Origin of the sequence: Acetobacter sp. P5B1 (genome assembly GCF_018811985.1) — a bacterium.
Taxonomy (GTDB): Bacteria; Pseudomonadota; Alphaproteobacteria; order Acetobacterales; family Acetobacteraceae; genus Acetobacter; species Acetobacter cerevisiae.
Genome location: NZ_JACRVS010000003.1, coordinates 60,314 through 87,306, shown reverse-complemented (window position 1 = coordinate 87,306; position 26,993 = coordinate 60,314). Strand labels below are relative to the sequence as shown.

General features: G+C 55.6%; 19 protein-coding genes and 2 tRNA genes. 8 read left to right on the top strand and 13 right to left on the bottom strand.

Translation table 11 applies throughout. The annotated features are described in order from the left end of the window. Window positions 1–16: 16 nt before the first annotated feature. On the bottom strand, window positions 17–2,068 hold the full coding sequence (locus KP703_RS03125) for an NAD(+) synthase (RefSeq protein ID WP_252353799.1): 2,052 nt from the start codon (window positions 2,066–2,068) through the stop codon (window positions 17–19). A 201-nt stretch (window positions 2,069–2,269) separates the two neighbouring features. On the opposite strand from KP703_RS03125, the gene KP703_RS03120 reads away from it, so the two are divergent. Next, window positions 2,270–2,344: transfer RNA gene (locus tag KP703_RS03120), tRNA-Gly, on the top strand. 185 nt (window positions 2,345–2,529) lie between these two features. Here KP703_RS03120 and KP703_RS15890 read toward each other — a convergent pair. Beyond that, window positions 2,530–4,872 carry a glycosyltransferase gene (locus tag KP703_RS15890; protein WP_373687426.1) on the bottom strand — a complete coding sequence of 781 codons (2,343 nt, stop codon included), beginning with the start codon at window positions 4,870–4,872 and terminating at the stop codon, window positions 2,530–2,532. Window positions 4,873–6,011: 1,139 nt separating this feature from the next. Here KP703_RS15890 and KP703_RS03110 point away from each other — a divergent pair. Next, window positions 6,012–7,433, top strand: a complete 1,422-nt coding sequence (locus KP703_RS03110) for a calcium-binding protein (RefSeq protein WP_215753774.1) — start codon at window positions 6,012–6,014, stop codon at window positions 7,431–7,433. 111 nt (window positions 7,434–7,544) lie between these two features. After that, window positions 7,545–10,445 (top strand): glycosyltransferase, encoded by a 2,901-nt coding sequence (locus KP703_RS03105; RefSeq protein WP_215753832.1) that lies wholly within the window; start codon window positions 7,545–7,547, stop codon window positions 10,443–10,445. On the opposite strand, the gene KP703_RS15570 is transcribed toward KP703_RS03105, so the two are convergent. Next, window positions 10,387–10,806 (bottom strand): hypothetical protein, encoded by a 420-nt coding sequence (locus tag KP703_RS15570; RefSeq protein ID WP_252353798.1) that lies wholly within the window; start codon window positions 10,804–10,806, stop codon window positions 10,387–10,389. The genes KP703_RS03105 and KP703_RS15570 overlap by 59 nt on opposite strands. Window positions 10,807–11,460: 654 nt before the next feature. Between KP703_RS15570 and KP703_RS03095 the strand changes: the two genes are divergently transcribed. Then, the gene (locus KP703_RS03095; protein ID WP_025826565.1) at window positions 11,461–11,730 is read left to right on the top strand and encodes an HU family DNA-binding protein; all 270 of its coding nucleotides are present in this window, start codon (window positions 11,461–11,463) and stop codon (window positions 11,728–11,730) included. Window positions 11,731–11,832: 102 nt separating this feature from the next. Here the strand turns inward: KP703_RS03095 and KP703_RS03090 are convergent, their stop codons facing one another. From KP703_RS03090 to KP703_RS03060, 7 genes are all read right to left on the bottom strand, one after another. Then, the gene (locus KP703_RS03090; protein ID WP_215753772.1) at window positions 11,833–13,068 is read right to left on the bottom strand and encodes an MFS transporter; all 1,236 of its coding nucleotides are present in this window, start codon (window positions 13,066–13,068) and stop codon (window positions 11,833–11,835) included. Between the two features lie 97 nt (window positions 13,069–13,165). Further along, a complete protein-coding gene (locus KP703_RS03085) occupies window positions 13,166–14,503 on the bottom strand; it encodes a DUF2142 domain-containing protein (RefSeq protein WP_256441362.1) in 1,338 nt (445 codons plus the stop codon). A 180-nt stretch (window positions 14,504–14,683) separates the two neighbouring features. Beyond that, a tRNA-Gln gene (locus KP703_RS03080) sits at window positions 14,684–14,758 on the bottom strand. A gap of 71 nt (window positions 14,759–14,829) precedes the next feature. After that, on the bottom strand, window positions 14,830–15,477 hold the full coding sequence (locus tag KP703_RS03075; RefSeq protein ID WP_215753771.1) for a TetR family transcriptional regulator: 648 nt from the start codon (window positions 15,475–15,477) through the stop codon (window positions 14,830–14,832). A 57-nt stretch (window positions 15,478–15,534) separates the two neighbouring features. Next, window positions 15,535–16,359 (bottom strand): pyrroline-5-carboxylate reductase, encoded by an 825-nt coding sequence (gene proC / locus KP703_RS03070; RefSeq protein WP_215753770.1) that lies wholly within the window; start codon window positions 16,357–16,359, stop codon window positions 15,535–15,537. After that, complete coding sequence (locus KP703_RS03065) at window positions 16,359–16,859, bottom strand: YbjN domain-containing protein (protein WP_043550336.1); 501 nt, start codon at window positions 16,857–16,859, stop codon at window positions 16,359–16,361. The genes proC and KP703_RS03065 overlap by 1 nt, the downstream gene beginning before the upstream one ends. A 42-nt stretch (window positions 16,860–16,901) precedes the next feature. Next, on the bottom strand, window positions 16,902–17,192 hold the full coding sequence (locus tag KP703_RS03060) for an accessory factor UbiK family protein (protein WP_062141393.1): 291 nt from the start codon (window positions 17,190–17,192) through the stop codon (window positions 16,902–16,904). 228 nt (window positions 17,193–17,420) lie between these two features. Between KP703_RS03060 and KP703_RS03055 the strand changes: the two genes are divergently transcribed. After that, the gene (locus tag KP703_RS03055; RefSeq protein WP_215753842.1) at window positions 17,421–17,618 is read left to right on the top strand and encodes a hypothetical protein; all 198 of its coding nucleotides are present in this window, start codon (window positions 17,421–17,423) and stop codon (window positions 17,616–17,618) included. After that, window positions 17,615–18,523 carry a DnaJ C-terminal domain-containing protein gene (locus tag KP703_RS03050; RefSeq protein WP_215753769.1) on the top strand — a complete coding sequence of 303 codons (909 nt, stop codon included), beginning with the start codon at window positions 17,615–17,617 and terminating at the stop codon, window positions 18,521–18,523. The genes KP703_RS03055 and KP703_RS03050 overlap by 4 nt, the downstream gene beginning before the upstream one ends. A 77-nt stretch (window positions 18,524–18,600) precedes the next feature. Here KP703_RS03050 and KP703_RS03045 read toward each other — a convergent pair whose 3' ends face one another. After that, the gene (locus tag KP703_RS03045; protein WP_215753768.1) at window positions 18,601–19,008 is read right to left on the bottom strand and encodes a hypothetical protein; all 408 of its coding nucleotides are present in this window, start codon (window positions 19,006–19,008) and stop codon (window positions 18,601–18,603) included. Window positions 19,009–19,215: 207 nt separating this feature from the next. Here KP703_RS03045 and KP703_RS03040 point away from each other — a divergent pair, with 207 nt between their 5' ends. Both KP703_RS03040 and KP703_RS03035 read left to right on the top strand, forming a co-directional pair. Next, on the top strand, window positions 19,216–19,458 hold the full coding sequence (locus KP703_RS03040) for a hypothetical protein (protein WP_156470097.1): 243 nt from the start codon (window positions 19,216–19,218) through the stop codon (window positions 19,456–19,458). 791 nt (window positions 19,459–20,249) lie between these two features. Beyond that, window positions 20,250–23,519, top strand: a complete 3,270-nt coding sequence (locus KP703_RS03035) for a Hint domain-containing protein (RefSeq protein ID WP_215753830.1) — start codon at window positions 20,250–20,252, stop codon at window positions 23,517–23,519. 90 nt (window positions 23,520–23,609) lie between these two features. On the opposite strand, the gene KP703_RS03030 is transcribed toward KP703_RS03035, so the two are convergent. Together KP703_RS03030 and KP703_RS03025 are read right to left on the bottom strand one after the other, a co-directional pair. Next, the gene (locus KP703_RS03030; RefSeq protein ID WP_215753767.1) at window positions 23,610–24,368 is read right to left on the bottom strand and encodes a 2OG-Fe dioxygenase family protein; all 759 of its coding nucleotides are present in this window, start codon (window positions 24,366–24,368) and stop codon (window positions 23,610–23,612) included. After that, window positions 24,361–26,964, bottom strand: a complete 2,604-nt coding sequence (locus KP703_RS03025; RefSeq protein ID WP_215753766.1) for a mechanosensitive ion channel family protein — start codon at window positions 26,962–26,964, stop codon at window positions 24,361–24,363. The genes KP703_RS03030 and KP703_RS03025 overlap by 8 nt, the downstream gene beginning before the upstream one ends. Window positions 26,965–26,993 lie beyond the last annotated feature (29 nt).

Sequence of the window (26,993 nt, the reverse complement as noted above, 5' to 3'; positions counted from 1 at the left end):
GAAGTGGGAAAGATCGTCAGCTTTTCGGAACATTCCGGTCCAGTTCCGCAAGCCACAGGGTGGCATTGCCATCGGAGGGTGCACGCCAGTCCCCGCGTGGGGAGAGGCTACCGCCGGCCATCACCTTTGGGCCGTTGGGCATGGCGGAGCGTTTGAACTGGCTGGTGCCAAAAAAGCGACGCAGGAAGATATGCAGCCAGTGGCGGATGGTTGGCAGATCATACGCCTTACGGTCCTGCTCTAAAAAGCCGGGAGGCCAGTTGCCAATGGACGCATCGCGCCAGACCTGTTCGGCCATGAAGGCAATGCGGGAGGGCGTAAAGCCGTAGCGCAGGACGTAAAACAAGGTGAAATCATGCAGCGCATAGGGGCCGATAATGTCTTCTGTGCTTTGCGGTCCGTTTTCTCCCACAGGCACCAGTTCCGGCGAGATTTCTGTCGCCAGAATGGTGGAAAGCAGAGGCGTGACGTCTGGCGAGAAGTGGCCGGAGGCAATAGCCCAGCGGATAATGTGCTGGATGAGTGTTTTGGGCAGACCGGCATTCACATTGTAATGCGCCATCTGGTCCCCCACGCCGTAGGTGCACCAGCCCAGAGCCAGCTCGGAGAGATCGCCGGTACCTATCACCATGCCTTGATGCTGGTTGGCCAGACGGAACAGGAAGTCTGTGCGCAGGCCTGCCTGCACGTTCTCAAACGTGATGTCATGCACAGGTTCGCCCTGCGCAAACGGGTGTTTGATTTCGCGCAGCATGAGGGAGGCGGCGGGGCGGATATCCAGCACCTCATTCCCGGTGCCGAGGGCGGCCATCAGGGCCTGTGCGCTGGCCAGTGTTTTCTCCGTCGTGCCAAAGCCGGGCATGGTGTAGCCCAGCACAGCGCTGCGGGGCCAGCCTAACTCATCCGCAGCCCGCACGGCCACCAGGAGGGCCTGTGTGGAGTCCAGACCGCCGGAAATACCAATGACCATCCGTTTGACGCCACTGGTGCGCAGCCGTTGCTTGAGGGCGGAGACCTGAATGGTAAAGGCCTCAAAGCAATCCTGCGTCAGTCGGTCTGCATCATTGGGCACAAAGGGGAAGCGGGAAAGCGGGCGGCGCAGGCCTATGTCTGCCATAGGGGGCGTAAGCGTGCAGCGGACGCGCCGCCACGCAGGAGCATGGGCCTGCATGGCACGGGCGTTGGCGGCAAATGTGCCCATCCGCAGGCGTTCCTGCCGGAGCAGGGTGAGGTCAATATCCGCGATCACATGCTGAGAGCCGGAGGGGAAACGTTCGCTCTGGGCCAGCACCTCGCCATTTTCAAAAATGGCGATCTGTCCGTCCCATGCGACGTCGTTGGTAGATTCGCCTTCTCCGGCAGCGGCATAAAGATACGCGGCGACACAGCGGGCGGACTGCGCACGGCAGAGCAGGGTGCGGGTTTCGGCTTTGCCCACCGTTATGTCACTTGCAGAGGGGTTGGCCAGAATGGTGGCACCAGCGAGGGCGGCCAGTGTGCCGGGAGATGCAGGCACCCAGAGATCTTCACAGAGTTCAAGCGCAAGGCAGAAGCCGGGCACGTCTTCCGCTTCAAACAGCAGATCGGTCCCGAAGGGGATATCGGCACCGTTCAGCCGCAGCGTCTGGCCCTGTATGGCCATGCCGGGAGTGAAATGCCGGGCTTCATAAAACTCGCGATAGTTGGGCAGGTAGCTTTTGGGGACTATGCCCAGAACCTTAGCCCGGTGAATGACAACGGCGCAGTTATAAAGAGCATTGTCATGCCGTAGGGGCGCACCCACGACCAGAATGGGCAGCAGGTCAGCAGACGCTGCGGCCAGATCAGCAATCGCCTGCTCGACACCGTTGAGCAGGGCTTCCTGCTGGCGGAGGTCATCAATGGCGTAGCCAGACAACCCCAGTTCCGGGAATACGCACAGCACAGCGCCATCCACCCCGCAGGTCTGGGCGGCTTCCAGCGTGCGCTGCGCGTTTGTGGCCGGGTCCGCCAGCGCAACGGGGACTGTGCAGGCCGCAACACGGGCAAAGCCCTGATGATACAGCGCGTGAAATGCGGAAGCCGACAACGCGTTCCATCCTTTATGCTGATGGGAAAGAGAGCTCAGACCATGATTGCAGAGAAGTGGACCCGCGCCAACACAAGGACTTTCCGGGCTTCCGGCGTGCTTTGCGTTGAGGGGCGGAGAGGTCATTCAAAATAAACGAAAAAAATATAAAAAACCCTCTTGCGCGTTTTGTCGAACCCCCTTAGAAGGAGGCCATCCGATGCGGGCGTAGCTCAGGGGTAGAGCACAACCTTGCCAAGGTTGGGGTCGTGGGTTCGAATCCCATCGCCCGCTCCAAATTTTCAAGGAAATTTGAGTGGTATGCATCAAGGTCGCGCAAGCGGCCTTTTTTGCGTTTTTGGCCTCGGCGGTTCTGAAATGTAAGAAGCCTGAAGCTTTGTTTCCCACACACACGACTGGGCGGAAAAAAGCTGTGGCACCACAAGGGGTGCCACAGGAAAACGATGCTTTCAGCTAGGGGTTTATGAAACCTTTTCGCGGTCTTTGGCGGCTTTCTGCACCAGTTTGATCCAGCCATGACGACTTTCAACAAGCTCCACCACGCGCTGCTTATGGGCGTCCTGCTCGGTTACGCTGCTGGTCATGGAGGTGCGATGCACCCGGTATTCTGCAAGAATTTCCGGAACATGCGTGCCCTGTAAGCCAAGTTCCGCAAAAGAACACCACAGATCGTAATCTTCCCAGCCCATCGCGGAGCGGCTGACATAATAGCCACCCGCAGCCGCCCAGGCCCATTTTGCAACAAGCGCCATGGCATCAATATAGTTGCCGGCAACCAACTGCATGGGGTGGTAGGGTTTGTCGCCCAACACCTTATGGCGTGTTGGCTCTCCAAACTGTTCCAGAATGGGGTAGGCGTAGGCTGTCATCTCGCTCGTCGCTGCCAGCAGAGACGCACAGGCGTCCGGCAACAGGCGGTTATCGGCATCCAGAGGCAGGAAGAAGGGCGTTTCCGCATGTGTCACGCCACAGTTGCGTGCCCCACCGAGCCCCGCATTCACTGTTGTTTTCAGTAGAATGAGCCTGTTAAAGCGGGCGCTATGCTGTGTCATCCAGGCCGCAATCAGAGCAATCGAGTCGTCTGATGAGCCATCATCCACCACGACCAGATCCAGCATCTCCATGGTCTGTGCCCGAACGGACTCTAGTGCCTCCAGAATGAAAGCTTCATAATTATAGGACGTGATGATTACGGTAACAGCAGCTTCGTCCATTCTATCCTGATGGAACAGGATCTCATGCGGAGGGACATCCGGCAGACCTTTACCGCGATAAGCGCCACGGGCAATCTGAAGTTCGGAGGCACGGGCGGCGGCCTGTTCTCCGCCGAGTCCCTCAAGAATGCTGTCAAATACCAGCGCCTGGCGTTGCGGCCCGAAATACCAGAGAGATCCATGATAGGCTGCGTCTGCCATACGGCGACGTAAGTCCGGATTTTCCAGAAGCGTGCGCAGGGCGGTTTCCCATTCTTCCGGCGTATCCGCCAGAAAGCCACTGATACCATCCACAATGCACTGACGGAATGGTGCTGTGGGGGAGACAATGGACGGAACGCCTGCCAGAGCCGCCTCAAAAAATTTCAGTTCACTTTTGGCGTTACAGAAGAGCGACCCGGTTTCCAGCGGTGCGATGGAAATATCAAACCGGGCCGTCTCTTCCGGCAGGTCGGGGAGGGGAACCATATCCCGCCATTCAATCTGGTCCGACACGGGGGCCAGTTCCGGAAACTCGTTCATGAGCAGGACCGGGCGGTGATTGCCCGGCTCCCGAAACAGAACGAGGCGTAGGTCTGCCCGCTTCAGCATCAGTTTTACCAGAATCCCGGCAACGCGGGCAAAATCGCGCTGATGCGTGCGGGAGCCCGTGGCATAGCCAATGCGCACAAGACCATCTGACTCAATCCACTGTTTTTTACGCATGGCCATCCGGCTGCGTCGCAGAGAATCCGCATCAAAGGTATTAGGAACAGTATAGGTCAGCGGTTTATTGATGCGCATCAGGCCTGCAAGGGTATCGGTGGGGGCTATGCACAGATCAGAACGCATCAAGGTACGGCGCATTTCTGTGAAAACAGTCTCAATACGCTGTTCTGTTGCGCCAATACTGCGGATACCATCAATAATATCAAACCGTGCCAGATGCGGCAGGAACGTGATGTCATCGGTATCGAAAATGATGTCTGCCCCATTTTTCCGCGCCAGTTGCAGCAGAATATCGACATGCCCACTGAATTCTACGCGCCATAGAATGACGATATCCGCCCAGCTCAGATCATCCGGGTTAACGTCTGCGCACGGTTTCCAGCGTGCCTCATGTCCTGCCCGCAGACAGGCAGCAGCATTCCGAATGCAGCGATACTGCACGCCGGGGGACTCCGGCTCACCAGCAACAAACAGCACCTTGCGACGCGGGCTGCGCAGTGTGACAGGCTGAAGCGCAGATGTGTGGTCAGCTTGCGCAGAGAGAAGAGGGATGCTCGAGTCCGTTATCATGGCGTCGGTCAGAGCAAGTGGTTCTGGCTGCTCTGACACTACCGGCGGTGAGATGGTAACGTCGGGTTCCGTGACGGCTGGCGGGGTCGGCAGGTCCGGCACAAAAGGGGCCATGGAGCCACGGACCATCGTACGGGCCAGAGAGCGGAGGAAGCCTGCTGGTGTGGAAAGGAAATCACGTAGAGCATTCAGCCCTTCTGCACGGCTCCTGACTTCCTGAGAGAATGCTGCCCAGACTTCCGCGTTATGATGGAAATGTGAAAGTGCCTGAGAGAGGGATGCAGAGAGTGCTGTGTTGGCCTCTCTGAGCACGAGAGCATGGTTACGCCAGGATGTGGCGTACGCGTGTAGTGTGCTATTTATAGTTTCTAGACGGGTTCTTTCCGCGTCCAGATTGGCCTTTAGAGACGTTTTTTCTTGTTTTGTATTGAGAAACAACAACTGTTGTTGACGAAGTTCTTCTTGAAGATCCTGTGTTTTTTCAGTCTGCGCTGACAGTAACGCCTTGTTTTCCCAAAATTGTCCGGCCTGACTAAACCGTTCGCGAAGAAGCGTTTTTTTCAGCAGGTCATCTTCTGAACGGGTGGAATTTTTTGTTAATATAAAATTCACATCAGTATTGTGCGGTGGGGTTGTAGCAAGAAGGCCAAGCCCCCCGGCATGGAAAAAACTGAATGTTAGGAAAGTTTTTTCAAATTCTGCCCATAGAGGGCGTCCCGCGGGAGAGGTTGTGCCTCCAAGCAGCACCAGACTGCCTGCTGGAAGCTTGTCCAGTTCAGATTTTAAATGCTCGGGCGTTTCCCATGAAGGGGAGGCGTAATAATAGAGTGCGGAGTCGGCGTCCTTCTCCAAGGAAAAGAGCCGCGTTTCGACCAGGCGGGTCGGCAGAATCTGGTTGTGAATTGCCTGATTCAGGGTCTCTCTGACTGAACGACTCGCTCCGATAAGAACGAGAGTTTCGGGAGACAGAACACAGAGCAGCCATATGATAAAAGGCAGATGGCCGCAGCCTGCAGTGTCACCGTCCGCCAGGGTAATCTGTGTAAAAAATGGTTCAGGCTCCGCTGTGCAGAGAGACAAGACAGAGGAGACGGGCTTGCGGAGCGGTGATCTTGATAAAGATGCAGGCATGGGAAAGCAAAATGTCCTGATTTCAAAGCAAGAGACTATTTTGCCGGGAACTGACTATTTGACAATCTGAAAGCTCATTTTTTCTAATTTAGTACTAATGTGGATAGCATTAAGTTAACTGTCACGTATTGGGTAACTGATCTTGAGTGTCTCTTTTTAGAAGCATTTACAAAAAAAAGCGTTGAACATTGAGAATACTCACAAGATGCTTGCATATTCGTATGGGCTTCGCCTAAAACGAAGCCTGACGTTGTTGTGCCGCTGTATGGGTGTGACCCGATCGTGCCTAATAAAGCGGGCTTAGAAAAGGACGGATAAATATGGCGATTATCACCGTTGCCGGTGCGTCAGGAGGGACCGTACAGGTCACTGTTGATGGTGCTATGAACACTGCGTTCGTAGGCCGGACACAGGCTCTTGCGGACCAGCTTTCTGATCAGTTGAATAATCAGGGTATCCTGGATGCCCGTTATTTGAACACTGGCTCAAACAGCAAAGCCACTGGTTCCAGCAACCAGTCCGGTTATGGCGTGGTTACGGCAGCTGGCTCCTATCAGGTCTCCGGCGATTTCCGCTGGCTGACGGTTGGCTCCAACTCTGCCACGACCGCTCCCAGCACCGCTCTGGATGCCTGGGTCAATATTGATGCCAGCAAAGTGACGACAGATTATCTGAGCGTTGTTGCAGGTACTACGCAGGGCGTGTCTTTCCGTGCAGGTTCCAGCGGCGGCCTGTTCGTCGGTGGTTCGGGCGACAACCTGTTCCAGGGTGACTATCTGGACCAGAATCCTGGTGCATGGGACATCCGTACCGGTGATGGCAATGACACCATCAACGGCGGCAATGGTAACGACACCATCTATGCTGGTGCCGGTAACAACACCATCACTCTGGGCACTGGTGTGAACTATGTTCACTCTGACGGTCAGGATACGATTACCGCAACGTCTGGTGTGCAGAGCATCACGCTGAACGGTGGTAACTCCTTCGTTAACGTTGGTGACAACTCTCTGGTTGTTGACGCTGCCGGTAACGAGCAGATCACGGTTGGTGGCGCGAGCACCGTAACCGGTGGCTCTAACGACTACATCAACATGGCTGGTGCAACCGGCACGGTTGAGGGTGGTCAGCGGAACACCATTTCCGCTGCGCATGGTGATCTTTACACCACGCACACGGATACGGCGCTCATCAACGCCAGCGGCGCGCTGACCTTCGTTGGTGGCACGGGTGACACGACCATTACGGCGGGTCAGGCAACCATCTTCGGTTCCAACAACCTGAATGCTCACTTTGACGGTACGTCTGCCGACTCTCTGTTCGTAGCGAACGACGGTAACGAAACGCTGGACGGTGCGTCTTCCGCATTTGGTATCCACGCCTTCGGTAACGTTGTCGGCACGACAGGCTCACAGACGTTTATCGGTGGTTCCGCTTCCGATACGCTGGTTGCTGGTGTTGGCAATGCAACGCTGACGGGTGGTTCTGGTGCGGCCAACGTGTTCGGCTTCCGCGACGGGATTGCTGGCGCTGACTACACCATCACCGACTTCGGTAGCGCTGCTGGCAACTCTGTGCTGCTGGTTGACTACGATTATACGGCGTCTCAGTTCCAGCAGGATGTGCTGGACAAGGCAGCGCATAATGGCAGCAACACGACGATCACGCTGTCTGACAACAGCAAGATCACCTTTGTTGATGTTTCTGACCTGACGACGAACCAGTTCAGCGGCCTGAAGTAAAATTCAGCTAAAGACGGTTTGAACGTTAAGGAAACCGGGCCGAAAGGCCCGGTTTTCTTTTGGGTAAAATGTTAGTAAAATTTTTCAATTCTTTGTCTTATTGAAAGAGTGCTGCCTGTGAGTGATTTGACTGAAGATTCAGAGAAAATCAGACAGGTTCTGACACAGGCAGAGGCATTGTCCGCCAGCTATCGTGCCAGCGCCCGTATTCAGGGGATGCGCGTTGATGGCCTGACGCATGAGGCTGCAAGTCTGCGGCACATGCTGGAAACACAGCGCCGCACGCTTTCCTGGCGCGTGACGGCTCCTTTGCGGGTTGTCCGGCATTTGATGAAAGGCCAATTGCCAACGGGGCAGAAAATTCCTGCTGTCTGTCAGCGCGTCAAAGAAATCTATCAGGATGAAGGGCTGCACGGTGTCACGCAGCGTATTCAGGCCCGCTTACCGGAGACCGGGGTGGGGCGGGCGGTCGCCCGGTATACGTCCAATCGCCAGAAACAACCCTCGTCTCCTCCGCCTCAAACCTCCGCAGTGCAAATGCCAGCGCCGCATCAAGGTGTGAAGTCATCGCCCATGACTGCGGCAGAGCGGCAAAAAGCGCTTGAGGGAGTGTATGCCAAGCCACTTGGCGCTGAGGCACTGAGCCAGCTTACGCCGCATATTCTGATTATTGCAGAACTCTCCTTGCGGCAGTGCGCGAAGTATCGTGTCTGGCAGAAAGAAGAACAACTGCGGTCTTTGGGCTGGACCGTAGATGTTGTGGACTGGCGCGAAACGGAGCAGGCGCTGGCGGCTCTCCAAGTCTGCACCGAGGTGATTTTCTACCGGGTTCCAGCCTTTGAATCCGTTGAAATTCTTCTTCATGAAACCCGGCAGCTCGGCTTGTCCCCGTGGTGGGAAGTGGATGACCTGATTTTCTCCGCTGAGCTGTATCAGGAGAATGGCAACCTTCAGACGCTGGATACGGCGGAGCAGAAGCAACTGCTTTTTGGTGTTCTCTTGTTCAGGAAATGCCTGTTGTCCTGCGACCGCGCTATTGCGTCGACCCGAGTCCTGGCACAGGCCATGGTAGATGCTGGCATTCCCTCTGCTGTGGTGATTGAGAACGCGCTGGACCAGCAAACCATAGAAATTGCGCAAAGCCTGGCAGAACGTGGTGTGCCTGCTCACGATACCACGCAGGAAATCCGTATTGTCTATGGGTCAGGTACCAAAACGCATGACGCTGATTTTCGGATGGCGGCCAGCGGTATTCTTGCTGCCATGCAGGCAGATCCACGCCTGACTCTGCATATTATTGGTGATCTGACGCTTCCTGAAAGCTTTCTTACTGTAAAGGAGCGGGTGCAGACCCTCGCCGGGCGTGATTATGCCGCGTATCTGGCGCTTCTGGCGCAAGCCGATATTACGATTGCACCGCTTGAACCCACGATTTTCAATGATGCCAAAAGTAATATTAAATTTCTTGAAGCCGCCATTCTGAAAATCCCCTCTGTCTGTTCCCCGCGCGATGCATTCCTGCAGGTTATGCGGGATGGCGAAAATGGACTTCTGGCTGAGCAGGATGAGCAATGGCGGGATGCCATTCTCCGTCTGGCCGCAGATCCTGCGTTAAGAGTGCAGCTCGGTCAGCAGGCCTATGAGGATGTTCTGGCCCGATACAGCCCTGACCAGATTGCGCAGCAGCAGGTGTTGCCGGTCTTTGGGGAGCCTGTTGATGTACGCTCAAAAACAAACCTGCGCGTGCTATGCGCCAATGTGTATTTCAGTCCGCGTTCCTTTGGGGGAGCGACATTTGTGGCAGAAGAAATGGTCCGTCGGTTGCAGCGTCTGCCGGATGTGGATGTTGCTGTGATGACCTCTCGTCCGGATTTGAAGGATCGTGGCAACGCGCCTCTACGTTACAGTGCTGATGGTTGCCCCGTGCTGGGCGTGCGTGTGCCGCCTGATCATGATCGGGTGGGCGGCCTTGATAATGCGACGGCCACCAGTCACTTCCGGAAATGGCTGGCGGCAATGAAACCGGACGTTGTGCATTTCCATGCGACCCAGGGTTTGGGTCTGGGTTTGTTGAGAGCCTGTATTGAAGCCGGTGTGCCCTATGTGGTGACCGTGCATGATGCCTGGTGGCTGTGTGACCGTCAGTTCATGGTGAAAGCCGACGGGCATTATTGTTTTCAGGAAAAAATCAATCTGCGTGTCTGTCAGGCGTGCGTGCCTGAGGCGCGGCATCTGTCAGAACGGGCCGTGATGATGCGGGCTGCGATGGAAGGGGCTGCGTTGCTGCTTTCCCCCAGCGAGACGCACCGGCAACTGTTTATTGCCAATGGCGTTCCTCCAGACCGTATCCTGGTGAATAGAAACGGGTTTGTCTGGCCCACACACGCCCGCACTCCGCGTAAACCCGGTAGCCCGCTGCGCTTTGGTTATGTTGGCGGCACAGAAGAAATCAAGGGCTATTCTCTGGTGCGGCGGGCCTTTCAGGCTCTGTCAGATAGGAACTGGGAGCTTCGGGTTGTTGATAACAAACTCAATCTGGGTATCCGCTCCGTTTACACAGAATCATGGAAAGTAAAAGGAACAGTCACAACGGTTCCGGCATACGTCCCTGAGAGTATGGATGCCTTTTTTGATGGGATTGATGTGCTTCTCTTCCCGTCTCAATGGAAAGAAAGCTACGGTTTGACTGTGCGTGAAGCTCTGGCGCGGGATGTGTGGGTCATCTCCACAGCACCGGGTGGGCAGTCGGAAGATATTGTTGACGGAGTAAACGGCACGCTGATTGCCATAGACGGGCGACCGGACAGTTTGCAGAAAGCCGTTGAAGCGCTTCTGAAAAATCCTGAAAGACTGACAGGATACGTCAACCCGCTCAAACAGAACCTCGCCACTTTTGAGGAGCAGACAGCAGAGCTGGACGGCGTTCTGCGCGACGTGGTGGCCATAAAAACGGCTAACGCGCAACGCCTCGCAGACGATCTGTCCGCCATTTCAGCCGATCCAGCTGATTGATAAGGCCATAAAGCGCGCGTCCTTTCCATGTGGGATGGATGGTGAGGGGGCGTGGCGCGTGCTGGTTCAGATAGGTGTCAATCCATTCCGGGTTGAAGTCGCTTTCTGCCGGGATCAGCGCCCGCCAGTCTGCAAGGTGGGGCACCCGGAAGGGGTTATCCCGTAAAACTTCCTGCTTGAGAAAAGGTACTGCTCCCGTTTGCGCCATGTCCCGCCAGTGTGTGTGCATGGGGTTGGTAGGGAAAAAGCGGGCCATGGGAGCGTTCAGGTCACTCCATGCGGCATGGAGCGGAATGTTCGCAGCTTTCAGGGCAACGGACAGGCCGAGTTCACCGTGCCAGATGATTTCATCCCGGGACATGTCTTGAAAAGGAAGGTGTAGAACGCGTTGCACGGGGGCCGCCTGGAATGCGGCTTGGGACAGTCCAATAAACCAGGATTGCAGGTGGGGCGTGACGGCCCGTGAGGCAACCAGCCCCCATGCAGGGCGTTGGTTTGCGGCAAGCTCTTCTAAAAGAAGGGGCAGGGGTTTGAGCGGGCCGAAGACGCTGTCATTGGCAAAAAGAATGTAAGGGGCGTCCTTGGCGAGTCCTTTTTCCAGAAGAAATTGCCAGGCACCAAAGTCCAGCCCGCCATTTGGCCGTCTCCAGGCATGAATACCGTGTTTTTTGCAAAAATTATTTGTGTTTTCATGAATAGCTTCTGCGCCGGAGAGAATAATATGCAGAGTGACACCACACTTTAACAGGTTTTTGAGGTAAAAGCGGGTGTGAAGAGGGAGGTTCCCATCAGGAACATAACAGGCAAACAGGCAGACTGTCCCTGCGGGCAAAGGGGCGGATGGCGCCCTTTCAACCTGTTTTTTGGTGATGCCTGCGGGAAAAATCGAAACTGATTGCATTTTTAATTTGGTTTTTTCGGTGAAATATGACTATCAAGCCGCGAGTGTTGCTGGTTATAGTAGCCGAAGAATTGTTACTCACATAGTTCTGTCTGAAGGGGAGTTAAAGTCTCAATGAGCAAGGCCTTTATTGCTGCGGTGATCCAGGATTCGATCAACTGCACCGGCGTTGCCGCCAATCAGGCTGCCAACGACCTTCTTGATGCGATTGTAGAAGAATTGAAGCGTGAGGGTGGGTTTACCCTTCCGTCTTTCGGAACATTTACAGTGCGCAAGACAAAGGCGCGTAAAGCCCTGAATCCGCGGACGGGTGAGCCTGTAAAAGTGAAGGCCGGTAAAACGGTGCGCTTTAAAGCCAGCCCCAATCTGAAAAAAGCAGTCTGAGTATTTTTTACTCAGTCTGATGCTTTTGAAAACAGTTCTAAGGTTTCCTTAGAGCTGTTTTTTTTGGCCTTTTTCAGGGGAGGGGCTGCCCTTTCCCGCCGGTTAATCGGGTTTGATATCATCCAGACGATCAAGTTTCCGCAGGCCTGGGAAAAACGCCATCCACAGAGCGGTAATGACCAGCGTGCCAATGCCGCCCACCACCACCGCGGGAACAGCCCCGATAGCGCTGGCCAGCATGCCACTTTCAAACTCCCCCAGCTGGTTTGATGACCCAATAAACAGCATGTTCACGGCGGAGACGCGGCCGCGCATCTCGTCCGGCGTGCCAAGCTGGACCAAAGCACTTCGCACCATCACGCTGATAACGTCTGCTCCGCCAAGCACGGCTAGTGCTGCAATGGAAACAGGAATGGAGCGGGAGAAGCCAAAAACAATGGTGGCAATCCCGAAGATCATGACCGAGACAAACATCCATCGCCCCGCATGGTGGCCCAGCGGGTAACGGGCCAGAATGGTGGCCACCAGCAACGCGCCAATGGCAGGGGCCGCTCGCAGCAATCCGAGCCCCCACGGCCCTGCATGCAGGATATCCGTGGCAAAGAGCGGCAGCATGGCAGTGGCGCCGCCCAGTAGCACGGCAAACAGATCCAGCGAGAGTGCACCCAGCATGGTGGGTTTGCGGCGCAGGAAAGAAATGCCACCGAACACAGCTGCCAATGTTGCGGGTTGCCGCGCACGGGCTGGAAAACGGAATTTCATGCTGGCTGTGGCCATAGCGGCAACAGCAAAGCCTGTGCCGCAGAGCGCGTAACAGACGCCAGCTCCCAGACCATACAGCAACCCACCCAGAGAGGGGCCGGCAATGGAGGCCACCTGAAACAGAGAGGACGACAGCGCCGCCGCGCGCGGGAATAAGGACGCAGGCACAAGTGAGGGCAGAAAGGTCTGCTGGGCAGGCATTTCAAAAGCCCTACAGATGCCAAACAGGGCCACCAGACCATAAATCATGCCGGGTGCCAGAAAATGCGCAAAGGAGGCCAGCGCCATGAAGGCGGCAGCAAAGGCTTCGATAGCCTGACAGGTGATGACAATGCGCCGGCGGTCGTGCTGGTCTGCTGCGTGCCCTGCCGGGAAAATAAAGGCCACCATGGGCAGAAACTGCGCAAGTCCCACAAAGCCGAGTGCCGCTGCACTATGTGTAAGCGCATAAACCTGCCACCCGACAGCAACAGCCTGAACCTGAGAGGAAAACGCCCCAAGTGTGCGGGACGTGAGGGCCGCAGCAAGACCGGGCTGGGACAAAAGAGGCGTGGCGGCTGCCGGATGATCTTCCATGGGAACGAGTCATAACAGGCAGCACAGGCAAAGGCCTATCCCTGTTGGGACCGCTTTCTTTTAAATAATACGAGAGCTTTGGAAGGGACTACCAGTTTCAGGGGGTAATATAATACCGCTGTAAAAGCACACCAATCATTTCGTGTGAGGAAAACAGGAACAGGCCGCCCAGTATGGTTAGGGATGCGCAATAGCAGAGCGTCAATGTCTCCTGCTTCTCGTTGCCGTTAAGTGCATAGGCAAAAAGCAATGCGGGGATTAGAAAATAGCGTCCCTGCACGCCGCCGATGGTGGTCGGTGCATCGTCACTCCATGTGATGAGCATGGCGAAAAAAATCAGCAGAAACGAGACCAGAGCCGCACATCCAAGGCTGAGTCGAGCCTGCCAGTTGTTGCGAAATGCAGTGAAGGGGCAGGATAGAACTGCCAGCACGATAAGGGCTGCGGTAAGGATCCCATAAGCATGTTCTGGTAGAGGGGTATCGAGCCACCCAAGACGACCAAGGAACGTCGTCAGGTAATCGACCTGAACCGTATGCAGCCCAAGCGTATGCAAAAGGATTTTGAAAAAAGACCAGGGATGCAGGACGTAATGCACCGCTCTTTCGGAGGCGGAGGTTGCGGGGAGTGGCAGCTTGAAAACCGTGGTCTTGAGAGACAGAATTGTCCATGAGACGGTAAAAAGGCTGGCAATTGTTCCGGCGATGAGACTTGCCTTGCGGCGGGTGAAGGCTGCGCTCAGAAATATGAGCCCAAGTAACGGCAGGGCATGTTGGCGGCAGGATGTGACGAGTGCCACGGAGACAGCAAGCAGAAACAGCAGGCTCAGAGGCGTTTTATCCCGATCCTGCGTGATGCGTAAAAAGCAGGAAATGGCCAGAATGGTCATTGCAGTGGAGACACCATCCAGACTGCATGCGGCTTCCTGAAACAAACTCATCGGTAGGATCAGAAGAGCCAGCACCAGCGGGTTGGGTGTGGTGAGCAGGAATGAGGCAAACAGCAGAATGCCAATAGATGCAATCGCGCTCAGTCTGGCCAGCATATAGGAGCGGTCGACTGAAAGGCCGAGCCAGCGGCCAACAGTCAGTCCTATGGCTTGTGGAGCATAGAGAACAGGGAAGTAGTAGCCCGTGCCCGGAGCCTCGGCATAAACACCCTTATGAGACCATGGAATGGTCTTTAAGCGCACAATGTCTTGCTCAGTGACCTTGATGTCCGGGCGGAAAGGGTATTTTTCCGAGAAATTCAGATACTCCAGAAGGCCAGAGTCTAGCGGACCGCCTGATAATTTATGCGGTTGAGCAGTCAGAAAAATCTGTCCCTGGCTCAGAAAATAAGCGCGTTTGAGATGATCTCGCTCATCAGGAGACTGAAGAGGTGGAATGAGGGCTGTCAGTAAAAAGCAGAAAAAAAGAAGAAGAGCGGCAGCCAGAATAGAATTTTTTTCCGAATCGATAGTTTTTTAAAAGACAACATTGCAAAAAGATCCGTGGTGACTTTGTGATCCTGCAATAGCAATGATGTCAGAAAAATACAGCGCCCGTTATTGCCCCAAGAGGGAAAATAATTCAGGCCTGAGGATCAGACAGATTTTATATGTCTTAAAGAAAAATGGCTGGGGCGGGAGGATTCGAACCTCCGCATGGCGGAATCAAAATCCGCTGCCTTACCGCTTGGCTACGCCCCAAGAGTGCGGTTGGCTCTTATTAAGGCCAACCAGTAGGATTCGTAAAGAGTGAGAACGCGCTGTTTTGTCTCTCAGAGAGAATTTTCAGGGGTAAGGGGAGCGGACGGGGCATCTGGTTCTTCAAAATCGAGATCCGGCAGGCCGCCGTCGCTTAGTTCACTCTCAGCAGGGAACAGGCGGAAACCGGCGGCTTTGTTCAGAGCCTGATCGAGCGCGGCCATGGTGCTGCCCATGTCTTCGCTATCGTCTTTTTCCCATGCGCGGAGTGTGTGCGTCCAGATGGCGACTACCATATTGATGCGCACTAGCCCGCCCAGCCCGGCGACGTTGATTCCGGCGGCATCGGCCATCCAGCGCATGCTTTCCAGCGTGGCGCCTCCCAGAAGCAGAGCAAGAGGCGGGTCCATCGGGAGGGCGCGCATGACGGCGCGAATCCCACCCCGATACTGCTGGAACACATCCAGACGGCGCATCAGCAGATCAAACAGGCGCTCACGCGAGGAACCGAAGGTGGTGTTGTCCGCCAGAGCGGACTCGTCCGCCATACGGCCCAGCCGGAGCAGCAGAGACGCGCGGCAGGGGAAGCGCTCGCGCGTCTGCGGGAAAGCAAGCCCCGCAGTCCGAGCGGAATCCAGCAGAGAGACAGACGCCCAGCCCCCATGCTCGGCCTGTGTCATGGCAGCACTCAGCAGGGCGGCGTCAAAGTCATCATGGTCCATAAGAAGAAGCCTGTTCGTAGAAAATAGAGAGTAAGGCAGCCTGTCGGGCCGCGTAAATCAGGTCGAAAGCTCTTTGGCGCGTCTGGCGGCTGCGGCTACGGCACGGGGCACGATAGCGGGCCATGCATCCGGCGCCATGAAGACTTTCAGGGCCTCCGCCGTGGTGCCACCGGGGCTGGTCACGCGGCGGCGCAACTCTTCGGCATCCGCCGGAGACTGGTTGAGCAGCGCGCCCGCGCCATAAATGGTCTTGCGTGCCAGTATGCGGGCGGTCTCGGCAGGGAGGCCCTGTTCCACACCGGCTTTTTCCAGTAGTTCGGCCAGCAGGAAAATGTAGGCCGGGCCGCTGCCGGAAATAGCGGTGACGGAGTCAATCAGCTCTTCGCGCTCAACCCAGACTGTATCGCCCACAGCCTGCAGCAGGGCATCACATTGCGCTTTCTGTGTGGCGGTGGCGTGCGGAGGGGCATACAGACCGCTCATACCTGCACCAATGGCACAGGGCGTGTTGGGCATGGCCCGGATTATCACCGGCTGTGCCTGCGGGTTGCCCTGCTTGTAGCGTTCCGTAAGGCTTTCCACCGTGCGGCCTGCCATGACAGACAGCAGCGTGGCGTTAGGGAAGCGCTGTGCCATAGCCTCCAGCGCCGGGTCTGCCTTCTGGGGCTTGATGGCCAGAATAATGACATCCGGCTGGAAATCCGCCGGGACATCCTCCAGCGTAGCAGCCAGTTTATGGGGTGCCGGCAGGGTGCGGTCATGCCGGTCCAGCACGACGGAAGGTTTCAGACCGTGGGCCAGCCAGCCTTCCAGCATGGAGCCACCCATCTGGCCACAGCCAACCAGCAGGACGGAGGGCAGGGGGGAAGTATGAGCCGTCATTATGCTTCTCCCTGACAGTCCAGCATGGCAACGGCCAGAGCATCAGCCGGGCTTTGCCCGCCCCACAGGAAAAACTGAAAAGCCGGGTAGAAGCGTTCACACTCTGTCAGAGCGATGTCGATCATGTCTTCAAACACTTCGACAGAGATACTCGTCCCGCGCAGCAGAAGGGCATGCCGGAACAGCAGAACACCGTCTTCCTGATCCAGACTGAAATGGCCAATCCACATCCGCTCATTGGCCATGCCAATCAGCTCATACAGCGTACGTTGCTGGGGCTGAGGGGCCTTGAGGTCAAAGGCGCAGGTAAAGTGCATGGCCCCAAGTTCTGCCGACCAGGAGAAGAACATGCCGTAATCGCACCACTTGCCGGGGGCTTCCACGGCCATTTCGGTTGCGTTGCAGCGTTCAAAATTCCAGCCGTGTCCACAAATGACCTGTTCCATCAGATCCAGCGGATTAACGGGAGGAGAAGGGGTGTTTGTGCTTAACGCGGGCATGGCTCACTCTCGGCTGCAAGGTGATGCGGAAAAACGCTGCGCTCAGGAGGTGTGGTGCGTGTGGCTGCCGTGGCTTTTCTGCTCCAGTGCGTCCACACGGGCTTCCAGTGCGGCCAGACGGCGTTCGGCTTCTTCCTGCCCGATACGCGCACGGGCGGCGAGTTCACGCACCACTTCAAATTCTTCACGCCGGACAACCTGCAGGCTGGTCAGCACTTCATCCACGCGGCTGCGCACAATGGCGTTAAGCTCTTCTTTTGCGCCGGTCAGGGCTGAAAAAGCACCGCCGGCTACACCAGCAAGATCATCAAAAAAACGCGGTTTGTCAGACATTGCTGGTTCTCCACTTAAACAGTTAAATCTTCTCCCTTAGGCTTATAGTCAGTCTGCGGGCATGAGGCTATCGCTTCTTTAGAAATGTCTGGACAGCGTTTGTCTGGCAGGTGTGCAGCCCACTCCTGCCCCGTTGTCCATTGACCCTGCCTCAGTGCGTTCCCATTATCAGAATAAGATATTGAAACCATTATCAGGCCGGTCCGACCAGGAAGCGGTCTGCACAGTATGAGTGGAGAGACAAGCTTTATGGACAACATGACGGCGGAGGCATTTCTCAAACCCCGCCTCGCGGCACTTGTGAGTGAGGCAGACAAAGCCGGATACAGTCAGGATGTGACGGTTGCGCTGCTGATCAGCCTGCTGGACACAATGAATTTTGGCACTGATCCCAATCCTCCTTCAGCTCAGGGAGGTGCAGCATGAGTGTGCGTGATCCTTATGAGGTGCTGGGGGTTTCCAAAACCGCCAGTCAGGATGAGATCCGCAAGGCCTATCGCAACCTTGCCAAGAAATACCATCCTGACCTGAACCCTGGTGACAAGGTTGCCGAAGAACAGTTCAAGGCAATCGGGCAGGCGAATGATCTGCTTTCCGATACGGAAAAGCGGGCGCGGTTTGACCGGGGCGAAATTGATGCTGCCGGGCAGGAACGCCATCCGGGATTTGGCGGCGGCGGTGGCGGCTACGGGGATTACGGGGCAGGCCCGGGTGGCTTCCGTTATGCCGGAGGGCAGGGCCACTCTTTCAGTGAAGAAGATCTGGGTGACCTGTTCAGCGGCATGTTCACAGGTCGTGGACGGCGTTCTGCCGGACCGCGCAAAGGGGCTGACCGCTCTTATTCGCTGAAGGTCAGTTTTCTGGACTCGGTCACGGGTGGGAAATCCCGCATCACGCTGCCGGAAGGGGCAACGCTGGATGTGCGCATTCCCCCGGGGATTGAAGACGGCCAGACTCTGCGCCTGCGCGGCAAAGGTGGCCCGGGTGTTCAGGGCGGCCCGGATGGGGATGCGCTGATTACCGTGAACGTTCAGGCTGACCCGACCTATACGCGTGATGGGTTTGACCTGACCGAAACCCTGCCGGTGGACCTGAAAACTGCCGTGCTGGGTGGTCCCATTACGGTCCCGACCCCGACAGGCCCGGTTAAGATGAACGTGCCGCCGCAGTCCGACAGTGGCACCAAGCTGCGGTTACGTGGGAAAGGCGTGCAGGCTCATGGCTCGCGTGAAGCCGGGAATCTTTACGTAACGCTGCAAATCAAGATCGGGAAGCCTGATGCCGCGCTGGAAGACTTCCTGAAAAACTGGACGCCTGACAGCGCGTCCTAAGGCGCAACGGCTGCCTGTGCCTGAACCGCCTATGAGCGGACAGGCACAGGAGCGCGCCTTGTTTGGGGCACGCTCTTTTAGTTGTCCCGATACAGCGGCAGGTCCAGCTTATGGGTGCCTTCCCCTGTAATCTGAATCTGAGCACTATTTTCTGAAACAAGCTTGAACGTGACCGTCAGGTCATCCTGCTTCCCGGTCCATGCTGTGCCGGAGGCGCGGGAGAGGCTGAAGTGATCCTGCCCGACAATTTTCTTCAGGGATTCCGGCAGCGTGACGAGCAGGCGCTCCGCAGGACCCGTTGCCTTGTTCGCGGCGACCATAATCGGGTCCATCGCCATAATGGCCCATTGTCCCACAAAAACTGACGTCTCGTAATGCGCCTGTGTGGCCGGGGCCTGCACGGTGGGCTTTGCGGCCTGTGCGGGGAGCGGCATGGCAAAGGCCAGACCGAGCGGGATGAGGGCAGAGGCAAAAAGCGGCTTCATGGCGGGCACTCCTGAAAACAGATCTTTTCATGTGCCTGCCTGCAGGCTTTCCGTCCACCCCGCCTGAGGAATGTGATCGGGTTTATTTGAGACCCAGACTTGACGAAGAGCTGTTTGAGACCCAGATAAGTAGGGGTTACAAATCTGCATTGCAAAAACGGAAGGGGTTTCGCCATGTCAGGAACAGATTCATCACATGATGCGTCCGTGATCTCACAGACTCATACCCCTGATGCAGGTCTACAGGCAGAGCATGAGGGTGTGGGCGCGGAAACCCATGCGGTTATGGCGGACCCCGTTCTGCCTGTGACACCGGCTCCCGTGCCCTCTGCTCCTCCTCCGCCGGAAGGGGTTGCCGTCAAGGAAGTCTTCCAGATGGTTGGCGCGATGGTGTTCGTGTTCTGCTTTGCAGCCCTTGGCTTTAACGCCATGTATCACGCGGGCTATTGAGGGTAAGCCAGACGTCAGGGCATAAAGTGTGAGCAATTAGCCGTGCTGTAGCACTGTAAGCTTTGGTTGCTGGCTTTTGTCTCGATTGTTCCTGCGCGTATCAAATGGGCTGAATTTGCTCTGCGTCGGATAAGCAATCGGCGGTCTGGTAAGTCTAACCTGATCGGATGAATTACAGAAAACTGAATGGCTCAAGGATCAGAAAGTTATCCGGCTGAACCAGGGCTAAAAGTCAGATCATTAAAAATCATTTAATATTTTTTGTTCAGCTATTTATTTTCAAATAATAGAAAACAACATATTGATAGTGATATGAAAATATTCAATTTGAGAAATTTATAACTTCCGAATAATGCCGTGATTTTACTATGAACAAAAGAGCAGACAATACAGCGCTATGTGCGTCTGGCCGGTCATCATTTTTAGCAGAAGACGGAAATCCTGATTCCGTAAAATCATCTGAGCTAAAGGCTCTTCCGGTAATTCCGCAGGCTGGGGCCGGGGTCATTCGCTATGATTGCAATCAAATTTATCGGATTTTATTTCCCAAGCCTGCATGCAGGTCTTGGTGTCTGAGTCTGACAGAACGAGATACAGGCAATCGTTTTCTTGAAAAAGGGATCAGGGGGAGGCTTTCCGTGCCGGCATAATCTAAAAGAGCACTTTGATCCATGCTTTCCTCTGGTAATTATGGCCTGCAGATGCGCCGCGACAGTTTGAAAGCACTTTCTTCATTACTGCTAAGAAAAATATTACAGCAGTAAAAATATTATTTGGAAAAGATAAGAAATATGAATGATATTTTGTCCGACACGACTATTGGCGGTGATGCCAGTAACGCTACGACCTGGAACGGTGGAACAGTTCAAAGTGGTGTGGGACTATTTGTGAGTGCAGGAGGTATCGCCTCCAATGTGAGTGCTGGGTCTGGGGGGTATATAGATGTTTATAACTCCGGAAGGGCTGTCAGCACGTATCTCTTTGGCGGTGATTCTAAGGATAATATTGCCGCAACGCTCAATGTTTTATCAGGAGGTCAGGCGAGCTTCACGTCCGCGGTGGACGGCGCGAATATTCTGGTCTCTGCAGGTGGCACAACGTCTGGCGATGTCGCTGGCACAGGCGGGCAGGAAACTGTTTGGGGTAGCGCTGTTGATCTTACTGTTGATGCTGGCCATGCGTACCTTTCCAACGGGGGAAACGGTACAAACTGGACTGCTGCAAACGGGGGCTGGATTGGCATCTATAACGGCGCGACGTTAAACGGTCTCACCGTATCCGGGACAAATACCTATGCTGACATTTCTGGCGGCCAGGTCAGCAACGCGACCGCGACAGATAGCGGCATAGTTCAGATTGAAAATGGCCTAACAGTTTCTGTCGCCAGTGCTGTCTCTGGCGGCGCCATTCAGGTTTCGGCGGGTGGCATAGCACAAAGTACTGTCATTGAGACAAAGGGTGTCATGGACGTTCATGGTGGGGGATCAAGTCTATCCGCCACTTTAGAGGCGGACGATGCGACCTTAAATCTTTCTGGCGGTGCGGCTTCACTGACAATTCTTTCAGCCGGCGCCGTGAATGTTTACACCGGCGGCGACCTTACGGATACGACGGTTCAGAGTGGTATCATTAATCTGTCAGGCGGGAATGCAACCGTTGTCTCAGCAACAAACGGAAGTGGTGGCATAAACGTTTTTGACGGCGGTCACCTAACGTCGGCCTCGTTGCAAAGTGGCGGATATGTTCATATTTCTGCTGGTGGCACCGCGACCTCTGATATCGTTCAAAGTGGCGGCACCGAATATGTAGACAATGGCGGCACAAGCATTTCTGCCCAAATCCTCACCTCAAACGCCAATATTATTGTATCCGCTGGTGGCCTGGCATCTGATGCTGAAATTATCAGTGGTTACGGTACAGTTTACGATAGCGGGACAATGAATGGGGGTGCCATTCAGAGCGGGATCATCACGGTATCCGGTGGTCTTGTTTCTGGTATGGTTGCAGACAATGGCGGTGGTTTTGATGTTTTCGGCGGTAGCGTTTCGGCGCTTAACATCAACACTGGCGGCTTTATCAATCTTTATGAGAGTGGGTCTGCTGCAAATATTACTGGGAGTGGCAGTAATCTTACGAATGGAAACGGTGGCGTAAGCGTTTTTGGTGGTACGCTCAGTAATGCGAGCTTCCAGGACGGAAGTACGCTTACTGTATCTAAAGGTGCAGTGAGTGATGTCACTTTGGCTACCAATGGTCATGGGTTTATTACAAGTGCGACCGTAGAGAGTGCCACCATTTCCGGTGGGACTATGGTGCTGTATTCAGGCGCAATAACATCCAACAGTGTTTTGACAGGAAACGGCACCGTTCCTAACGGTCAGTCTCAGGCTTTTGAAGCAATTTCCGCTGGGGCAAGTTCCTATAATGCGACATTTAACAATGCCGCTGCGGAATATGTTAGTAAGGGCGGTGTATCCATCAGTGCCACAATTAATGATGGTAGCTACGCCTATGCGTATGCGGGCGGCACGCTTTCTGACCTTACAATTAATAATACAGCAAGCGCGATTGTGAGTGCAGGCGGCCAGCTTACGGGTGCAACCGTCAATAACGGCGGCTACGTTTCCATTGAGAGTGGGGGAATCCTTTCAGGGACCCTTTCCCTGCAAAGTGGCGGGCAGGCCAGTATTTATTCAAATGCTGGTGGCACTATTGTCATGGACGGGGAGAAGAATACCGGTCTGGTTATTTCCGGTCTGTCATATGGCGGAATTGTTAACACCGTCATTTCTGGTTTTGATGGCGCAGCCGCGGGAGACTCAGACGGCATCGTATTGGATGGCGTCAAAGATGGAGATGTTGTCGGCATTGCCTATGATTCTGGTGATGCTAACCGCGTGTGGATCAATCTGAAAAATGGTCACGCTATAGGGTTAGAGATTGATAAGGCCTCCAGCCTTGGTAATTCGCTGGTCGTAGGGACAGATGGTAATCTAATTTACGAAGTGTGCTTCCTGAGCGGGAGTATGATTCGTACGTCCGCAGGGGATGTTGCGGTCGAAAATCTTACGATTAGTCATGACGTTGTGACTTTCGACTGGAAGAGCAACAAACACGTTACCCGTCCGGTTGTCTGGGTTGGCAAAGCTCAGGCTACGGTGCGTACGGATCTGCAGGATGACGAAGCAGGATATCCTGTGCGTATTCTCAAAGATGCGATTGCTGAGGGCGTGCCTTACAAGGATATGCTGATCACTGCAGAACATTGCCTGTTCTTTGAAGGAAAATTTGTGCCAGCCCGTATGCTGGTCAACGGTGTTTCCATTTTCTACGATAAGTCCATTACCTCTTATGACTACTACCATGTGGAAACAGGGCAGCATTCTGTTATTACTGCCGATGGTATGCTGACTGAAAGCTATCTGGATACTGGCAACCGCGCTTCCTTCCGTCAGGAAGGCACGGTGGTCCGTCTGGGTGGGAAAAAGCGCACGTGGGCAGATCATGCCGCGGCACCGCTGTGTGTTGAGCGATCTTTTGTTGAACCGCTGTTCCGTTCTGTGGAATCGCGCAAAAACTCTGTTGCGGGCTGCTGTGTTCAGATGGAAGATATTGAAACTACCCTTGATCCGGATCTGCATCTGATCACGGACACCGGGACAATTCTTCGCTCAATGCGGCACAAGGGGCAGCAGTACAGCTTCATGCTGCCACCTGAAACAAAATCCGTTCGCCTTGTTTCTCGTGCCAGTCGCCCTGCGGATGTGGTTGGTCCTTTTGTGGATGATCGTCGCTCCATGGGTGTGGCCGTTGCCGACGTGCGGCTGCTGTGCGCCAGGGAGCAGTTCGCTATCACCTCTCATCTTCAGGCGGAGAAACCTGAAGGCTGGTATGAGAACGATGAGACGGACTGCGCATGGACCAATGGGAATGCTGTGCTGCCACTGGGTGATTATCTCACCAGGGGCAAAATGGGCATTCTCTCCGTGACGATCCGGGCCGCTGGACCTTACCTTGTCCTTCCCAAACAGGTGGAAGAAACGAACGTCCGTTCTGCCTGATTTTCAGATTTGTTAGTGCTGACAAGCAGGCTCTACCCTGAGGGGCTGGGCCTGTTTTTTATGGAATATTTTTTTTCTGAGGCATCTGGCTTATTCGTGCCGGAGGGTGACGACCAGAACGTCCCGATAGGCCGGGTGGGTCGGGTCAACCGGCTTGACTGGCGTCACACCATGATAAACCCGGCTGTCATTCACCAGCGCCGTATCCATCGGGTCTGTCAGCGTAAAGCTGCCGACCGGCTGGCGGTTAAGGTCGTGAATAGTCGTTTCCCCTCGGGCAATATTTTCCCGGCGCACCATCATCACACAGACCCAGTCCACGCCGTCACGGTGCAGACCTTCCGGGGTGGGGCGCCCGGCTGAGTCCGGGCTTGCTTCAATCCGGAACTGATGCACTTCCGCATGCCAGGCCACAGGGCGCTGGGTCTGCGGAGTCAGATCATCCGCAATATGCTGCGTTAGCCGGAGCACTGCGAGCAGCGCCGGGTGCTCCACTATGGCGGGGGTAATGGCCTTGAACCAGCGTTCAATTCCACCATTAAGGGTGTTGTAATCCCGGCTCTGATAATGCGGCTGATGCGGCTTTCTGAGAATCTGGTCTTCCGTCAGGGTGAAGGTCGCGTGGCGGCGGCGGCGGTAACGGCCGCCATCTGCCATGTAGCGATCAACTCCCAGATGATTCCAGCTTTCTGCGAATTCCTCCCATCGCTCCATCCCGAATTGCTCCAGCAGCGGGCGGATGGCAGAGGCCTGCTCATAGGCAAAACCGTTCTGACCAAGCGGCGCTTCAAGGGCTTCCAGCGGTTTTAAGGCCGCTGGCGGGAGGGAGTGTGGGCGGGCGTCAGGCATGGGGCGGACCTTCTCCAAAAGCAGCAGCAGGGGAGCTTTCATCTTCAGGCTTTTGCAGGCCTGTGTCAGATTTTTCTGCGGCTTCAATCGCCTTTTTTTCTTCAGCGGAGGGCTGAGGCACAGGCTCAGGGGCAACAGGCTTAGGCTGCTGCGCATGGGCGGCTGGCGTCATGGTATCCGGCACATCGTCCACAGCCAGATGCATGCTGTTGCCCGGCGGCGTGGTGTAATAGGACGTGGGGGTGTAGAATTTCACCCCGGCTTCGACCATCAGGTTGGCCAGACGGCGGTAGAATTCACGCTGCACCTTCCACTTCATCATCGGCGCAGTCTTGATGGCACCGACCAGCACAGCGCCGTTGCTGTCCGTTTTATCCACACCCAGATCAGCATAATCCGAGAAGATCATGTGGCTGAAGGCATCTTCGGTCCGCATCTGGGCCACAACGCTGGCCATCAGCTTGGCGACTTTCACGGAGTCTTCGCTCAGATCCAGCACCTGTTTGACGATAATCTGGTTGAAGCCGCGGCCCGTGTTGGCAATGGATGTCACGGAAGAGAACGGGATGATGTGCAGGTCACCATCAATGGAGCGCACACGCAGCGTCCGGATGGACAGATGTTCCACCGTGCCGGAGACACCCCCGGTGGTCACCCAGTCACCCACCTGAATGGCATCTTCCGCCAGCATGAAGAAGCCGGTGATAACGTCCTTGACCAGACTCTGGGAACCGAAGGACAGACCCACACCCATAATTCCCGCACCCGTCAGCAGCGGTGTGACGTTAATGCCAATCTGCGAGAGGGTGGTGACCGAGACCACGATGATGATGATGGCCAGCAGCACAGTACGGATAATAGGCAGCACGGTGCGCAGACGTGTCGCGCGGGAGGCCTGAGAGGATGAGGTATAACGGTCGATCTGCTTGTTCAGCAGACCATTGATGACTTCCCATGCCAAGGCGGCAATGGTTGCCCCAATGGCCAGACTGAGAGCCGCCCCGACCAGACGTGAGCCCAGCGGAGAGTGGAAGAAGAACTGGAAGCTCGGCAGGCCCCAGCTCTGCGCGATGATCACGCAGGTCATGAACACGATGACAATGGTCAGCACACGGCGCACGAACGGGTAGTAATAATCCGCCCGTTTCTGCAGGCCGGGATATTCCGCCTCAACCGTATCACTAATCCGAAACAGACGGTCCTGCATGCCATAGGCCAGCACCGCCACCAGACGGGACAGGACCAGAAAGGCAAAGGTCAGGCCCGTGCCGCGCAGAATCCACTGATACCCACCCTTCAGGTGTGCCGCCCAGACGAACCACAGCGCGATATCCAGAAACAGGACCGGAATCCACCAGAAGCGCGCAATGGTGCCCACAAAGGCCCAGAAGGCTTTTTTGCGCATGTTGTCGGAGGGTTGGAGCGCATTGGCCACAATATGCCGGACCCGCCAGATGAACGCGGCAATAATCAGGTGCTGGATCAGCACCACCGCGCGCAGCATGGCTTCCGTGCCACGCGGAGCCAGATTGAACTCGCTCCCCAGTGTAGACAGACAGATGACCAGTGAGGGCGCTGCCACCAGCACGTTCCACCAGCGGGTAAGCATCCGTGCCGTATCATCTTTGGCAGGAGCCAGACGGATGGCGGGTGAGCGCGGTGCCAGAGCGGTTTCAACCAGCAGATACAGGCAGCGGGCCACCACGTAAGCGTTGGTCAGTGTGATGGTGACGGTGCTGGCCTGCTGGGTGGTCGTCAGGAATTCCGCTCCCAGATAACCCAGGCCCAGGAAGACCGCGACGGGCAGCAGCTTAAGCAGGAAATGCAGAGCATTGTAAGGAACCCGGATGAGGTAACGCATCACCTCATTACGGCGGCGCTGGTCATCGGCGCGGGTTTTGGTGTTGTCACCATCCGGGGTGGAGGTGGCAGCCTGCACATTTTCCACCGCAACGGCGGCTTCCTGTTTGCGCTCACGCGTTTCGGCGTGGGCTGTTACAGAATTCAGTGGCTTTTTAAGCAGCAGGCTTGTGGCCCGTTCCAGAGCAAGAGCCACCAGCATGATGATCAGGGCGCGACTGAACGCATCAATCAGAGTCTGACGAGACTGCGGATTGCTGATTTGCTGATGGAACCACGTGCCGACTGACCGTAAATCCTTGAACAGCGCCGTAAAATTCTGGGTGTAACCCCGCATGGCAGTCGTCAGACCGTCCAGTTCGGAGTTGACGTCACTGTCAATCACCGCGGTGGGATTGTCTTTTTTGGCGGCAGGCGCTGCGGCGGGCTGCGCAACAGGCAGGCCTTTGGCCATGAGCGTCAGGGTATTGGTGAAATCCTGCCGCTTTTTGGGGTCGTTCAGAACGCTGAGGAGCTGTTCCGCATCCTGACGGCTGAGGTTCCCTGTGGAGGCTCCTGCTGCCGGAGCGGCGGCAGGAGCCGTATCAGCGGCCAGAGCCTGGCTGCTCAGCCGGGGCGCAATCCCGAAAACCAGAAGGCAGACAAAGCAAAGCCCGAGGGCAAATCTGGCTAGAGAAAAAGGTGGAGAAGCCGTGAGGGCTCGGGTCGTGCTCTGGTGCAGGCTCTCTGCCGCCATGGCGTGCCGTATCCTTGTTTAAAATGTCG

Bases quoted from the DNA above. Each gene is read 5' to 3' on its own strand.
- KP703_RS03110 (WP_215753774.1), top strand. From the start codon at position 6,012: ATGGCGATTATCACCGTTGCCGGTGCGTCAGGAGGGACCGTACAGGTC.
- KP703_RS15570 (WP_252353798.1), bottom strand. From the start codon at position 10,806: ATGTCCCGGGATGAAATCATCTGGCACGGTGAACTCGGCCTGTCCGTT.
- KP703_RS03095 (WP_025826565.1), top strand. From the start codon at position 11,461: ATGAGCAAGGCCTTTATTGCTGCGGTGATCCAGGATTCGATCAACTGC.
- KP703_RS03090 (WP_215753772.1), bottom strand. From the start codon at position 13,068: ATGGAAGATCATCCGGCAGCCGCCACGCCTCTTTTGTCCCAGCCCGGT.
- KP703_RS03075 (WP_215753771.1), bottom strand. From the start codon at position 15,477: ATGGACCATGATGACTTTGACGCCGCCCTGCTGAGTGCTGCCATGACA.
- proC (WP_215753770.1), bottom strand. From the start codon at position 16,359: ATGACGGCTCATACTTCCCCCCTGCCCTCCGTCCTGCTGGTTGGCTGT.
- KP703_RS03065 (WP_043550336.1), bottom strand. From the start codon at position 16,859: ATGCCCGCGTTAAGCACAAACACCCCTTCTCCTCCCGTTAATCCGCTG.
- KP703_RS03060 (WP_062141393.1), bottom strand. From the start codon at position 17,192: ATGTCTGACAAACCGCGTTTTTTTGATGATCTTGCTGGTGTAGCCGGC.
- KP703_RS03055 (WP_215753842.1), top strand. From the start codon at position 17,421: ATGAGTGGAGAGACAAGCTTTATGGACAACATGACGGCGGAGGCATTT.
- KP703_RS03050 (WP_215753769.1), top strand. From the start codon at position 17,615: ATGAGTGTGCGTGATCCTTATGAGGTGCTGGGGGTTTCCAAAACCGCC.
- KP703_RS03045 (WP_215753768.1), bottom strand. From the start codon at position 19,008: ATGAAGCCGCTTTTTGCCTCTGCCCTCATCCCGCTCGGTCTGGCCTTT.
- KP703_RS03035 (WP_215753830.1), top strand. From the start codon at position 20,250: ATGAATGATATTTTGTCCGACACGACTATTGGCGGTGATGCCAGTAAC.
- KP703_RS03030 (WP_215753767.1), bottom strand. From the start codon at position 24,368: ATGCCTGACGCCCGCCCACACTCCCTCCCGCCAGCGGCCTTAAAACCG.
- KP703_RS03025 (WP_215753766.1), bottom strand. From the start codon at position 26,964: ATGGCGGCAGAGAGCCTGCACCAGAGCACGACCCGAGCCCTCACGGCT.